Genomic DNA, 14,732 nt, shown 5'->3' with positions numbered 1-14,732 from the left:
TGCTGCTAACGCCGGTATTCCTTTAGATATGCCGGTAGAGAAACTGTTTCCGGCAGTCGTTCATCTCTTTTTGGTTCACCAAATTTCATACTCACCGGCATTACCCCGGCCCACATCGGTAAAGCATAATCTTCCTCATCATCTTTAGCGGGACCGATCCGTATTTTTGCAGAGGCAGATTCAATATCGATCGCAATAATGGTGGTGATGTTTGTCTCTTGTTCTGTTGGTTTTCGCGCGTCATTCCACCGTCCCTTAGCAATATGCTCTGTTAATGCTTCAAAGACTTTCCACTTTTCATCATATCCCTCAATCACTCTTCCCTTCCCAAACAACACTGCCGAACGATAATTCATACTATGATGAAAGACCGATCGCGCAAACACAATTCCGTCAATCAGTGTCATTGTCAGGCACACATCATTTCCTGCTTTAAGATGTGATAACATCCTGTTCGCAACAGCGCCATGCAGGTAGATTGTATCACCAATCCGAACATGAATCGTCGGAATAACAAACGGTTGTCCGTCAACAACAAAGCCTGCGTGACAAATCAGCGCTTCGTCGACAATGGCATAGACTGTGTCTTTGTCATAATGGCCCCGCTGAGGAAGCCGGCGTACTTTATTACGATCGCTTTGTGGAAATTCGCTCATGGGTTTCCCAGAATGTTAATAAGGATGATACAAAATCACACTTGTCCAAAATACATTGATAAAAACAACAAAATTCCTCACTCTCTTCTTTTCTTGACGGAGCAAGAAAAGAAGCAAAAGAACTCCTTGCGAAATTTAACGCGCGCGATGAATCCCGTTCGCTCTTGCCCGTTGATGGCGCGAATCGCGCCATCAAAAGTCCCGTCATTCATCGCTTTCCCATTCACTCAGTCCTCCTAAATTTCGCACCCACACACTTTTATACGATCTCTACAATACAGCAAAGAGGGTTTACTACTTGTTATCAAAATATATTTACCCAATTTGAGTTACTACAGCCAATTTTGTATTCAGTTACGATTTATTTTGGACAGCTGTGATACAAAAGATAAGCAGTTTAGAGAAGAGTCGCACCGGAATTTTCTACGGATATCACTTCTGATGTTGCCTGTTGTCCGTTCCGTTCGAACGCCTGTTTCATGGCGGCGGCAATCTGTTGTTCGTGTGCAACGGCAAACGCAAAGACTGTTGGTCCTGCGCCGCTAATGTTGAAGGATAATGCACCGGCATCGAGTGCTGCTTTCTGAACATCGGCATATCCGGGAATAAGTGTGGCACGGTATTGTTCATGGAGACGATCAGTAGTCACATAGCGTAATGCTTCAAAATCTCCACTCATCATTGCAGCAACAAGGGATGCTGCATTTTCGATATTGGTGACAGCATCTTTAAGGGGAACTTGCTGTGGAAGAATCTTCCGTGCTTCTTTCGTCTGTACCTGAAAATGAGGAGAGCAGGTAATAACGGAAAGTGGTTTTTTTATATTAATACTCCGGCAATGAACTTTTCTTTCCGCATCGAAACTGTTTACTGTTAATCCGCCAAATATCGCAGCGGAAACATTATCAGGATGTCCTTCAATTTCCACAGCGATATTCAACATATCATCTTTTGATAATTTCATTTTCAACAATTCATTCGCAAGAAAAACACCGCCGGCAATCGCTGCACCACTCCCTCCAAGTCCGCCGTATGACGGAATTTCATTTTTAATATGAAGGTGTATCGCTGGTATTGTTCTTCCAACTTTTTGGACTGTTGAAGTCATTGCTGCATAAACAAGATTCGTCGCGTCGGTAGCAATATGTTCCTTGCCGTTTCCTTCAACAATGATTGTCAATCCGTTTGATTGTTCTGCGGAAAGATAGAGAAACCGATTCAACGCCAAACCAAGCGTATCAAATCCGGGACCGAGATTAGAGGTGGAACAGGGAATTTTTATTTGCATTTTTACACCGCAAAGACGCCAAGGCGCTAAAATTAAAAATTGTGAACGAATCGTTTAAAACCATTTTTTAATAACGGAACATTAAAATTGATCAAAAAGCCTAATCTCTTATCTGTTAACTTTAAGTATGAGATTATTTGTGCTTCATGTACTGGCAGCAAAATGTCAACCGCTTTAATTTCTAAAACTATTTCGTTTTCAACAAGAATATCGATACGAAAATCTTTGGATAGCTCTTTTCCCTTAAACCTCAAAGGAATTGAAACTTGGCTTGCAACTACTAATCCTCTTTGTTGAAGCTCATCCAACAGACATAGCTCATAAATTGATTCTAATAAACCAGGCCCCATTTCCCGATGAACAGTAATACACGCATCAAGAATTGTCTTCGAAATGCGATTGAGATTTTCGACAGTCATTTCTCTTTGCGTCTCTGTGTCTTTGCGGTGTATTAAAGATATTTTCTTAAATCACTAATGTCTGCTTTTATTTCGTTTGGCGGATTTGCGAGAGCCGTTTTTCGGTTAAAATGGTAATCAACAATCACCTGCGGATCTTTCAATATGTTTCCCGTCAGTATTCCGACGACGGTTTCGCTTGTTTTTATCTCGCCGCTGGCAATCAATTTTTTTATTCCTGCCACCGTTGCACACGAAGCCGGTTCTGCGCCGATACCCGCAGCATCAACATTCGCTTTTGCTTCCAGAATTTCTTCATCTGTGACGCTTTCCACAATTCCGTTTGTCCACCGTAATGCACGCACGGCTTTGGAGTAGTTTACTGGATCACCGATTTTAATTGCAGTAGCAATAGTATCTGCCTTTTCCGTTTTCAATCCGGAAAAATTATTTTTATACGCTTTGTAAAACGGACTTGCCCCTTCTGCTTGAATCACCGCGAACCTGGGAAGCCTATCGATCAGACCAAGTTCTTTTGCTTCATGCAGCGCTTTTCCGAATGCGCTGGTATTCCCAAGATTCCCTCCGGGAAAAACAATCCAATCGGGAATTTGCCAGTTCAGTTGAAGCAAAATTTCCCACATGATTGTCTTTTGCCCTTCAAGTCTGAATGGATTGATGGAATTGAGTGGATACGCGGAAAGTTTTTCCTGCGCCTCGCGGATCATCCGCATGCAATCATCAAAGTCTCCATCGACAACAAGTGTTTTTGTTCCGTATGCAAGCGCCTGCGAAATTTTTCCAACAGCCACATTCCCCTTGGGAATGAGCACAATTCCCGTCAATTCCGCTTCTGAAGCATAAGCAGCCAGTGATGCTGACGTATTTCCTGTGGATGCACACGTCACCGCTTTTTGATGCAGCGCTTTTGCTTGTGTTATAGCAACAGTCATTCCACGATCTTTAAACGAACCGGTGGGGTTTTCTCCTTCATGCTTTAAAAAGAATTTTTCTGAATTCAATCCAAGCCATGAGGAGATTTTTTTGCTGCGGTATAGCCGTGTATTTCCTTCCTGTTTGGAAACAATCTCCGATTCCGCGATTGTCGGTAAGACTAATTCTTTAAAATGCCAAACGCCGCCGCTCGGCTGACCGTTGATCGTGGATCGTTTAGTAGAAAAATATTCGCGGGAAATTGAATATTGTTTCCGAATTGCATCAAAATCATGAATCACATCCAGCAATTCACCGTTGTCCGATGTGAATCGGACTTCGTTAAGTGGATATTCGGTTCCGGTTGTTATACTTTTTAAGATCGATTTCATATTAGCAAATATTGCTGACAGGAATACCGTTGATCGATAGAAGATAATCCAATCGAATCACGGTTCCGTTGTCAAGTTTTAAATATTCCGCACCTTCTTTTGCATAGACATCCACAATAACACCATCGATAATTTTTTCTGAATCATCACTATAGATGATGGAACAGTGTGTGCGTTTTGTCGCATATGCTTCCAGTTGATCATAATACGAACAGCTGATGCTTTGATATTTTTGCATGTATTATTTTTGATTGTCGGTCTGAAAATACATTCTGATTCTTTTTTACTGATGTTACAACACTACCATCTATCCGGAATAGCGGCAAGCAACAATCTATTGATAAAACGAATCGTGCACAGCCTGCACCGATTTTTTGGCATCTTTTTGATCAACAACGAACGAGATATTCAATTCGGACGAGCCTTGTGCAATCGCAATGATATTCACATCTGCTTTTGCAACTGCATCAAATGTTCTCCCGGCAATTCCTTTCGTGCCAATCATTCCTTCTCCAACCACCGCAACAATGGAAACGGTCTCTTTTACAGTAACAGCATCAATAATTTTCTTTGCAATATCAATACTGAATTCATCCCGCAGCACTTTTACACCGTTCGCACTATCTTTTTTGGGAACAAGAATACAGACATTATGTTCCGATGACGCCTGCGATATCATCATGACGTTTACTTGAGCGCGTGCTAATGCTGAAAAAATTCTTGCAGAAACACCCGGCACGCCGATCATTCCATTTCCTTCAATTGCAATAATGGCAAGATTGTCGATGGATGTCACCGTTTTTGCTGATGTTCCTCCGTGATTCGGTTTTGCTGAAATAAGCGTTCCTTGGTGTTCCGGATTAAATGTATTCTTAATCCGAATCGGAATCTTTTTCTCGATTGCCGGAACCATTGTCTTTGGATGAATAACCTTTGCACCAAAATAACTCATCTCCGCTGCTTCGCGGTAGGAAATTTCCGAGAGCACTTGTGCCCCTTTGACAAATCGAGGATCGGCAGTCATAACACCGTCAACATCCGTCCAGATCCAGATTTCTTTACTGTTAATGGCAGAACCAACAATTGAGCCGGTATAATCCGAACCACTTCGACCAATTGTTGTTGTTATTCCATCCTCTGTAGACGAAATAAATCCGGTCACAACAGGAACAATCCCTTTGGATACAAGTGGTGAAATTGTTTCGTTGATTTTTTTATTCGAAACGGAGAAATCGACAGAAGCTTCTCCAAAATTATCGTCGGTTTGAATAATTGTTCGCGCATCAATAAATTGGGATTTGATGCCGTTTTCCTCAAAAATAGCAGCAATCTGCATACATGATAGGATTTCTCCGAATGATGCAATCGCATCAAGTGAACGGGGCGAAAGTTCACGCAAAAGACTCACGCCATGATAGAAATTAGCTAGTTCATTGATCGAATCCTGTTGATTTTTGATCAGCGCAGCACGCCGGGGATAATCATGAATCATGGCGTTTGCAATTTGTAAGTGCCTTTCTCGAATTGCTGCAATGGCATTGTTCACTTCACCGGACTTCCGTTCGACCGCTTTTTGTGCTGTATCGAGCAGTACATTGGTCAGTCCTCCCATCGCCGAAGCAACAACCACCGGCTGGTCTTTCAAAAATTGTTTGACGATTGAAACAACTTCCTGCAGTCTGGGAACATCGCCGACCGATGTTCCGCCAAATTTCATTGTAAGCATATGATTAAGTAAAGATTTTTCGTGTTATCTCGGCCAAGTCTTGTATTCTTTCAGGTAAAAAAAAATTCTGTTTGTCTTCAAGATTGGTCGAGTGAAAGGGTGAAATTACATACATTCAATAATTTTTGAAGCCATTTCTTTTGTTCCAAGCAATGTTGTTCCTTCAGTATAAATATCTCCCGTGCGGAATCCTTTACTCAACACATTCTCTATAGCATTTTCAATTGCATCGGATTCTGTGTTAAGATTAAAAGAATATTTCAACATCATCGCTACGGAAGCGATAGTCGCAATTGGATTCGCTTTATTTTGTCCCGCAATATCCGGCGCGCTGCCATGCACCGGTTCGTACATTGCAACAGTTCCGCCAAGACTGGCTGAAGCAAGCATTCCGATAGAACCGGTTAACATAGCCGCTTCATCGCTGAGAATATCGCCGAAGAGATTCTCCGTAACAATAACATCAAACTGTTTGGGGTTACGGATTAACTGCATTGAACAATTGTCCACATACATATGAGAGAGTTCAACGTCGGGATATTGTTTTGCAACGTTCAAAATAACTCTTCGCCATAATTGCGACGTTTCCAATACATTAGCTTTGTCTACGGAACATAATTTCTTTTTCCGTTTTCGTGCAATCTCAAAAGCCGACACGGCAATTCGTTGCACTTCCGACTCCGAGTAGATCATTGTATTAAATCCGACCTCTTCGCCGTTTCTTGTTTCAAATCCGCTTGGCTTACCGAAATATAATCCGCCGGTCAATTCACGAACAACAATAATATCAACACCGTTTACAATCTCTTTCTTCAATGACGATGCATCGACAAGGGCAGAATAAATTTTTGCGGGGCGAATATTTGCATACAAACCAAGTTCTTTGCGAAGTCCCAGCAATGCTCGTTCCGGTTTTAAGTGCTGAGGATTGGAATCCCATTTTGGACCGCCGACTGCACCGAGCAGAACGGCATCGCTTGCTTTGGAAAGTTTCAGCGTCTCTTCGGGAAGAGGAATTCCTGTAGCATCCAACGCTGCGCCGCCGGCTAACGCATTTTGTAATTCAAACGTGTGATGAAATTTTGTTGCGACAACATCTAACACTTGCAGAGCACCTGCAACAACTTCTTGACCGATCCCGTCACCGGAAATTACTGTAATCGTTTTCTTCATAAGAGAGTTAAAACTTCGTTGAGAGCATTACTTCTGGAGAGTTTAATGCTTGTTGATTAATTCCGAGAGTTCTTTTGAACGCCTCGTCGCTGTTGCCACGGCATCAATTAACATCGACCTCAAACCGTGCGATTCCAGTTCGTGAATTGCGTTGATTGTTGTACCGCCTGGAGTGGTTACCTGATCGCGCAAAATTGCAGGATGGACATTTGATTCCTTCACCAGTTTTGCAGAACCAAGAACGGTTTGAATGGCAAGTTTTGTCGAAATATCGCGTGGTAATCCCATCTTTACACCACCGTCAATAAGCGCTTCGATTACCATGTAAATGTACGCAGGACCGCTGCCGCTTAATCCTGTTACTGCATCAAGATGCTGTTCACCAACAACGACGACATCGCCGACAGCTTCAAAAATTTTAATGGCTACATCGTGCTGCGCTGAATGAACATATCGACCAAATGATATTGCCGTAGATCCGAGTCCTACTGTTGATGCAATGTTCGGCATGCAGCGAATAACCGGCATGTTTTTTCCGATAATTTTTTCCATGGATTCCGTTGTAACACCGGCCGCAATGGAGATAACAAGTTGTCCTTTATGCAGCACTTTGTGCATCTCTTCCAGCACAGAACGAATCACCGATGCTTTGATACAAAGGACAACAATGTCTGCATGTTTGGCGGCATCTTTATTGTTTGTTGTTACATTAATGCCGTACTCTGCAGAAAGTTTTTCCAGCTTTTCTATTCTCGTGCCGCTGGCGTAAATCTTTTTCGCACTTGTCAGTTTCGCGTTCAGGATTCCACGAATCAACGCGGTTCCCATATTTCCAGCACCGATAATAGCTATTGTTTTATTTAACATGATAATCTCAATTCTCTTTCGTCGTTTATTTCTGCAGCATTCCGGATTTTCTCGCATACTCAAATATTCCCCCACCACGAAGAATATGTTCAATATCTCCAAGCGGGCTGAGTTGATATTCTTTGTTTTGTGTGAGATTCTTTAATGAACATTTTGTTGTGTCCAATTCAAGTTCATCTCCCGTTTTAATCTCTTTTGCCAAATGCTGCGTCGATTCAAACGGAGCAATAAATGCGCCATCAATGGCGTTGCGATAAAAAATACGGGCATATCCTTCAGCAATCACCGCTTCAATCCCTGCAACTTGCAGTGCGAATGGTGCATGTTCACGTGACGATCCACATCCAAAGTTCTTTCCGCCGATAACAATACGATAATCACTCTGCCATTCCCCTTCTTTAATGAAAGGAATGTTTCCTTGCGGCAGGCCCGATTGTTCAATTGGAACTCCGGAGAATGCATATCTGCCGTAATTTTTCTTTTCATCAATATCATCTAATTTATAGACAAGGTGAGCCGCCGGAATAATCTGATCGGTGTCGATGTCATTTCCAAGAACGAATGCTTTTCCTTTAATGATTGCTTTCATAGCTGCCTTAATATTAAATGTTTCTGAAGACCTTCCATGTTTTTAAAACATGGAAGGTCTTTCCCTAATTAAAAAATTCGCGGGGATTCGTGATAACCCCTTTGACTGCCGATGCCGCGACGGTGTACGGCGATGCAAGATATACTTGCGATTTCTTGGAACCCATTCGCCCGGGAAAATTTCTGTTTGTGGACGAAATGCAAACTTCCGCTCCGTTCAACCGTCCGAATGTATCGGATGGTCCTCCCAAACATGCGGCGCATGATGAGTCACCAATGCGACATCCCGCATCTTCAAAAATCTCCATCACCGTTTTCCCTTTTACTCTGATTGTTTTAATCTGGTTGGCAACGTCCGTTGTCGCCGGAACGATAAATGTATCGATCTTTACTTTTTCGCCGTACAAAATCTCAGCAGCAGCAATGAAATCCGAAATCTTCCCGCCGGTACAACTGCCGATGTATGCGCGATCCAGTTTTGTTCCGGCGACTTCGCTCACGAACGCTTTATTGTCCGGAGAGTGCGGTTTAGCAATAGTCGGTTCGATTTCGTTCACATTAAATCGGTGAACAGAGTGATACTTTGCATCCGTATCATTCAAAAAACATTCAAACTTTTTATTTGTGCGGGCGCTGACGTAATCCATAGTTGTTTTATCCGGCGTACAGATGCCGTTCTTTCCACCCGCTTCAATCACCATATTACACAACGTCATACGGTCTTCCATCGTCATAGCATCAACGGTGGAGCCGCTGAAATCCATTGCGCGGTATGTTGCACCATCCACACCGATTTTTCCAATGACGGCAAGAATGAGATCTTTCGCCATTAAATATCTTGGCATTTCCCCTTCGAAGATAAACTTCATTGTTTCGGGAACTTTTACCCACAGCTTTCCTGTTCCGAGAACAAACGCTGCATCGGTATTTCCAATTCCAGTCGCAAACTCACCAAACGCTCCGGCAGTACATGTGTGCGAATCCGTGCCAAACAATACTTCGCCGGGACGGGTAAATCCTTCTTCAGGCATGGCAACATGGCAAACACCTTTATAGCGGGATGTGCCAACATCAAAATAATGCGGAAGGTCTTGTTCTTTTGCAAAATCGCGCAGGATCTGGATGTTGCGGTTTGCATGCATATCTTTTGTAAAGATGTAATGATCCGGTATGACAACGAGTTTATCTTTATCCCATACTTTTGCATTCTGTCCGAATTCTCGTTTAAAAATTCCGAAGGTTCCCGGTCCACACACATCGTGCGTCATCAACACGTCGACATCAATCCACACATTGTCGCCGGGCTGCACGGAGTTTCTTCCGGAATGTTTTGCTAAAATTTTTTCGGTGATCGTCATTGCCATACAGGAATCCTTTTTAATACAATGGAGTAAAAATTATTATACTCCAACGTTTTCGCTTGTTGATTGTTGTTTTCGATATCGCGCCGCAATTGCATGATTAATTGCATTCACATATGCTTTGACGCTTCCGGTGATTACATCGGTACTTGCCGAGCGGCCGTTAAACACATATCCGTCGATCGCTATCTTCACAAAGACTTCTCCTATCGCATCCTGTCCCCACGAAACAGACTTAATGGAATAGTCCAAAAGATCTGCATTAATGTTGGTGATTCGTTCAATGGCGCGGTATGCTGCATCAACCGGTCCGTCACCTGTGGAAGAATCTTGCAGGAATTGACTTCCTTTTTTCAAACCAACGGTTGCGGTCGGAACAATGTTTAATCCACTTGTCACTTGTAGCGTTTCAATCGTATATGTTTCTTCTACTGAAGAAAGTTCATCCTGAAGAAGCGCAACAAGATCGTCATCAAACACTTGTTTCTTTTCATCAGCAAGTTTGCTGAACAAGGAATACGCTTTTTCCAATTCTTCGGCAGACAGTTTGTATCCAAGTTCTTCGTATCGTTGTTTCAACGCATGGCGTCCGGAATGTTTTCCGAGCACCAGCGTGCTGTGTTTTATACCGACACTTTCGGGAGTCATAATCTCATACGTCAACGGATTTTTGAGCATTCCATCCTGATGGATCCCTGCTTCGTGCGCAAATGCATTTTCGCCAACGATTGCTTTATTGCGCTGGATATGCATTCCTGTCAGCGATACTAGCATTTTGCTTGATCGATAAATCTCTTCGGTGCTGATGTTTGTTGATACTTTTAATGCTTCGCTGCGCGTACGGATAGCCATTGCAATCTCTTCCAAGGATGCATTTCCTGCACGCTCCCCGATACCATTAATCGTGCATTCAATTTGTCGTGCGCCGTTCATAACACCAGCCAATGAATTCGCAACGGCTAATCCAAGATCGTCGTGGCAATGAACACTCACAATCGCCTTATTAATATTCGGAACCCGTTCCATCAACGTACGGATAATTGTACCATATTCTGTTGGAACTGAATATCCAACAGTATCTGGAATGTTTACAACAGTAGCACCTTCAGCAATTGTCGCTTCGACCACTTTGCAGAGAAAATCAATATCGGTTCGCGAAGCATCTTCACAGGAAAATTCTACATCGTCGCAGTACGATTTTGCCCTGCGCACCGCCTTGATCGCATTTTCCAGAACTTCATCTCGTGTCTTTTTCAACTTATATTTTAGATGAATGTCCGACGTAGCGATGAATGTATGAATACGCGGTTTTTCTGCATGCCGTAGTGCTTCCCACGCCCGATCGATATCATTATTATTTGCACGACACAATCCTGCAATCGTTACGGTGCGAATTTGTTTGGCAATTTCTTTTACCGATTCAAAATCCCCTTCGCTCGCAATCGGGAATCCCGCTTCAATCACATCCACCTGTAGCTGTTCCAACTGCTTTGCCATTCTGATTTTTTCGACAAAATTCATACTCGCACCGGGAGATTGCTCTCCGTCGCGCAGTGTTGTATCAAAAATGTATACTCGATCACTCATATATTCCTCAGCATATGTATTGGCAGGATGGCATTAATGCCGACCTGCCGCGTCGTTATAAATGTCTGTTCTCTAACGGTAAATATCGTCGTATATCATCCATCAGTTTTGAAAATTGATCCGGCATCAAAGATTGTGCGCCGTCCGAAAATGCTTTTTCCGGATTTGGATGCACTTCAATAATGATACCATCTGCTCCGACAGGGACAGCCGCTTTTGCCATTGGCGGAATTAAACTGCGGATTCCGGTACCATGACTCGGATCAACAATCACCGGCAAATGTGACATTTCTTTTAATGCCGGAACAGCGGTAAGATCGAACGTGTTACGCGTATAATCTTCAAAGGTGCGGATTCCGCGCTCACATAAAACAACATTGTAATTTCCTTGGGACATGATATATTCCGCTGACATCAATAATTCTTTATACGTGCTGGACATTCCTCGTTTGAGCAATATCGGACGTTTTGTTTTACCAACTTCTTTCAGCAGAGCAAAATTTTGCATATTTCGCGCACCGATCTGAAGCATGTCGGAATATTTTGCAACAAGCTCAACATCACTTGGGGAAATCACTTCGGTTGCGAATGGTAGTCCGGTCTTTTCACGAGCTGCAGCGAGAAGTTTTAATCCTTCTTCTTCAAGTCCCTGGAACGAATATGGAGATGTGCGAGGCTTAAACGCGCCCCCACGGAGCATTTGTGCTCCCGCTTTTTTTACTTGTTCCGCGCTTAATTCGATCTGTTCTTTCGATTCAACGGAACACGGACCGGCAATCACAACAAATTGTGCGCTTCCAAATTCTACATTTCCCACTTTAACAACGGATCGCGCTTTCGTTTCGTTGCTGGCAAGTTTAAATGGTTTTAAGATAGGTACGACATTTTCAACATATTCCAACGATTCCAATTGCTGCAGTTGTGCTTTGCCACGCTCATCGCCGACACAGGCAATCACCGTCCGCTCTTCGCCGACGATTGGATGCGGTTTAAAACCATATTCTTTTACGCGTTCAATAACGTGTTCGTATTCTTCTTTTTTTGTTCCGGGTTTTAAGACAACAATCATTTGTTTTTCCTTACTTCCTCTTTAATAAGTGATAGGTGATGGAATCGACCAACGCCTTCCAACTGGCGTCAACAACATCCGATGAAACACCAACGGTGTTCCAGGATGATGTTCCGTTTTTTGTTTCGATTAATACACGAACTTTTGCTGCGGTAGCATTCTGAGAATCGAGCACTCGCACCTTATAATCCGTCAACTGAATTTCTTTTAATTGAGGATAAAATCGTTCAAGCGCTTTGCGCAAGGCTTTGTCCATTGCGTTCACCGGACCATTTCCTTCCGCAGCGGTCATTTCCGTCTCGTCGCCCACACGAATTTTAATCATCGCTTCGCTTCGCGCATCACTGCTGTCGGAATCTTTGTGAATGCTGATTTTAAATCGCTCAAGTTCAAATAATTTTTTGATCTCACCGGTATGTTTCTTTACCAGCAATTCAAACGATGCTTCCGCATCTTCAAAATAGTAACCGTAATGCTCCATCTCCTTCAATTCTTCCACAACTTTCTGAGCGGCGGGAGATTTGTCGTCGATCTTCAATCCAAGCTCTTCCGCTTTATACAACACATTGCTTCTTCCTGAAAGATCAGAAACAAGTACTCTGCGCACATTACCAACAACTTCCGGCTGAACGTGCTCATATGTCTTCGGTGTTTTCATCACCGCACTGACGTGAACGCCCCCTTTGTGTGCAAAGGCGCTTTCACCGACATAAGCCTGATTTTTTCTGTGTTTCAAATTTGCTAATTCGCTTACGTATCGGGAAAGGTCTGTCAACTTTTTTAATTGTTCGCTCCCAACGGTTTCGTTGCCTAACTTGATTTCAAGATTTGGGAGGATGGAACAGAGATTAGCATTGCCACAACGTTCACCGTATCCGTTGATTGTTCCCTGCACATGTATCGCACCGGATTTGATAGCGGCAAGCGAATTTGCCACACCAAGTTCGCAATCGTTATGCGTATGAATGCCGAGCTGCACCGTGATGAATGGTTTGATCTCATCAACGATTGAAGAAATTTCCCATGGCATCGTTCCGCCGTTTGTGTCGCACAGAACAATCACGTTCGCGCCGGAAGACTGCGCTGCTTGCAGTGTTTTGATGGCATATGCTTTGTCAGTTTTATATCCGTCAAAGAAATGTTCCGCATCATACACTACTTCTTTACTATTCTTTTTCAGATACGCGACGGAATCGGAAATGATTTCGAGATTTTCTTCCTCAGTGATCTGCAATGCTTCTTTCACATGCAACAGCCACGTTTTTCCAAAAATCGTTACGACAGGAGTTTGTGCATCCAGCAGCGCTTTGATATTTGCATCATCTTCAACGCGATTTTTTGCCCGGCGCGTGCTGCCAAATGCCGCAATCTTTGCGTGCACAAATTGAATCGTTCGAGCTCTCTCAAAGAACTCCATATCTTTTGGATTGGAACCCGGCCATCCCCCTTCGATGTAATCAATGCCAAATGCATCCAGCCGTTTGGCAATCTTGATTTTATCTTCGGCGGAAAAGGAAACTTCCTCGCCTTGAGTTCCATCACGAAGCGTCGTATCGTATGTGAATATTTTTGTTTTCATTGAGTTTTGTCGGAACGGTCGCAAGATCGTTCACATGTGCGGACTTATTTTTTCCAGTTTTCCGGTCGAAGACTTCTTACTGCTTCGCCTGTTTTCCACATCTCGGAATTTTTCCATTCATCAAGTTCTTTCTGCAGTGTTGCTCGGTAATCCGGTGCGCTGGTAGAATCGAGCACACGTTTTGTCTCCACACCATATTGCACATCGCGATAGAGCAACTCAAATAATGGACGATTCGCAGTTTCGAATTTTTTTGCCCAATCCAACGCGCCGCGCTGTGCTGTTACTGAACAGGCCGCAAACATCCAGTCCATCCCATATTTTCCAACGAGCGGATAGAGACTCTGTGTTGCTTCTTCCACTGTTTCGTTAAACGCTTCACTCGGCGAATGTCCCATCTGACGGAGCACATCGTATTGTGCTTTCATTAAACCTGCAATCGCTCCCATTAACACACCACGCTCACCGGTAAGGTCCGAAAGCACTTCTTTTTCGAAGGTTGTTGCGAAAAGATATCCTGACCCAATTGCAATACCACAGGCAATTGCCCGTTCGCGTGCTTTTCCTGTTGCATCCTGAAACACTGCAAAACTTGCATTAATACCACTTCCTGCAAGAAAGTTACTGCGTACTGTGCGCCCGCTCCCTTTGGGAGCCACGAGAACGACGTCCACATCGGCTGGCGGAATAATATTGGTTTGATCTTTGAACACCACAGAGAATCCATGAGAAAAATACAACGCTTGTCCTTTTTTCAAATTTTTCTTCACCACATCCCACATCTGCTTTTGTCCGGAATCGGAAAGCAGATATTGAACAATGGTCCCTTTTTGGATCGCCTCTTCGATGTTCGAAAAAAGATTCTTTCCTTCTATCCAGCCGTCACGGATAGCGTCACTCCATCCTTGGCCCCCTTTACGTTGGCCAACAATAACGTTAATTCCATTGTCGCGCATGTTCAGCGATTGACCGTATCCTTGCGGACCGTAACCGATAATTGCAACAACTTCGTTCTTTAAAAATTCTTTTGCTTTCTCAAGTGAATATTCTTCGCGGGTAACGACTTCTTCTACTGTTCCGCCGAAATTGATTTTTGCCATTGTTGTACTTCCTTC

General features: G+C 43.3%; 14 protein-coding genes. All 14 read right to left on the bottom strand.

Features of this window, described 5'->3' with window-relative positions; genetic code table 11:
* Nucleotides 1–5: 5 nt before the first annotated feature.
* Entirely contained in the window at nt 6–656 is a 651-nt protein-coding gene (locus WDA22_12240; protein MFA5834235.1) for a pyridoxamine 5'-phosphate oxidase family protein, read from the bottom strand.
* Nucleotides 657–1,053: 397 nt separating this feature from the next.
* The gene (gene thrB / locus WDA22_12235) at nt 1,054–1,944 is read right to left on the bottom strand and encodes a homoserine kinase (GenBank protein MFA5834234.1); all 891 of its coding nucleotides are present in this window, start codon (nt 1,942–1,944) and stop codon (nt 1,054–1,056) included.
* Between the two features lie 32 nt (nt 1,945–1,976).
* A complete protein-coding gene (locus WDA22_12230) occupies nt 1,977–2,363 on the bottom strand; it encodes a GxxExxY protein (GenBank protein ID MFA5834233.1) in 387 nt (128 codons plus the stop codon).
* A 32-nt stretch (nt 2,364–2,395) separates the two neighbouring features.
* Nucleotides 2,396–3,667 carry a threonine synthase gene (gene thrC, locus WDA22_12225; protein ID MFA5834232.1) on the bottom strand — a complete coding sequence of 424 codons (1,272 nt, stop codon included), beginning with the start codon at nt 3,665–3,667 and terminating at the stop codon, nt 2,396–2,398.
* A gap of 1 nt (nt 3,668) precedes the next feature.
* Nucleotides 3,669–3,905 carry a hypothetical protein gene (locus WDA22_12220; protein MFA5834231.1) on the bottom strand — a complete coding sequence of 79 codons (237 nt, stop codon included), beginning with the start codon at nt 3,903–3,905 and terminating at the stop codon, nt 3,669–3,671.
* Nucleotides 3,906–4,001: 96 nt separating this feature from the next.
* Nucleotides 4,002–5,393: an aspartate kinase gene (locus WDA22_12215; protein ID MFA5834230.1), complete on the bottom strand. Its 1,392-nt coding sequence runs from the start codon at nt 5,391–5,393 to the stop codon at nt 4,002–4,004.
* Nucleotides 5,394–5,498: 105 nt separating this feature from the next.
* Nucleotides 5,499–6,566, bottom strand: a complete 1,068-nt coding sequence (leuB, locus tag WDA22_12210) for a 3-isopropylmalate dehydrogenase (GenBank protein ID MFA5834229.1) — start codon at nt 6,564–6,566, stop codon at nt 5,499–5,501.
* A gap of 42 nt (nt 6,567–6,608) precedes the next feature.
* Nucleotides 6,609–7,433, bottom strand: a complete 825-nt coding sequence (gene proC, locus WDA22_12205) for a pyrroline-5-carboxylate reductase (protein MFA5834228.1) — start codon at nt 7,431–7,433, stop codon at nt 6,609–6,611.
* A gap of 25 nt (nt 7,434–7,458) precedes the next feature.
* A complete protein-coding gene (locus WDA22_12200) occupies nt 7,459–8,022 on the bottom strand; it encodes a 3-isopropylmalate dehydratase (protein ID MFA5834227.1) in 564 nt (187 codons plus the stop codon).
* Between the two features lie 64 nt (nt 8,023–8,086).
* On the bottom strand, nt 8,087–9,385 hold the full coding sequence (locus tag WDA22_12195; protein MFA5834226.1) for a 3-isopropylmalate dehydratase large subunit: 1,299 nt from the start codon (nt 9,383–9,385) through the stop codon (nt 8,087–8,089).
* Nucleotides 9,386–9,421: 36 nt separating this feature from the next.
* A complete protein-coding gene (locus WDA22_12190) occupies nt 9,422–10,969 on the bottom strand; it encodes a 2-isopropylmalate synthase (GenBank protein MFA5834225.1) in 1,548 nt (515 codons plus the stop codon).
* 55 nt (nt 10,970–11,024) lie between these two features.
* Nucleotides 11,025–12,038 carry a 3-deoxy-7-phosphoheptulonate synthase gene (gene aroF, locus WDA22_12185; GenBank protein ID MFA5834224.1) on the bottom strand — a complete coding sequence of 338 codons (1,014 nt, stop codon included), beginning with the start codon at nt 12,036–12,038 and terminating at the stop codon, nt 11,025–11,027.
* A gap of 10 nt (nt 12,039–12,048) precedes the next feature.
* Nucleotides 12,049–13,617: a citramalate synthase gene (cimA, locus tag WDA22_12180; protein ID MFA5834223.1), complete on the bottom strand. Its 1,569-nt coding sequence runs from the start codon at nt 13,615–13,617 to the stop codon at nt 12,049–12,051.
* A gap of 44 nt (nt 13,618–13,661) precedes the next feature.
* Entirely contained in the window at nt 13,662–14,717 is a 1,056-nt protein-coding gene (ilvC, locus tag WDA22_12175) for a ketol-acid reductoisomerase (GenBank protein ID MFA5834222.1), read from the bottom strand.
* Nucleotides 14,718–14,732 lie beyond the last annotated feature (15 nt).

The sequence above is a fragment of the Bacteroidota bacterium genome (assembly GCA_041658205.1).
Taxonomy (GTDB): domain Bacteria; phylum Bacteroidota; class Ignavibacteria; order UBA10030; family UBA8401; genus UBA8401.
The sequence above is the reverse complement of the archived record's forward strand: the minus strand, read 5'-3'. Positions and strand labels throughout refer to the sequence as shown.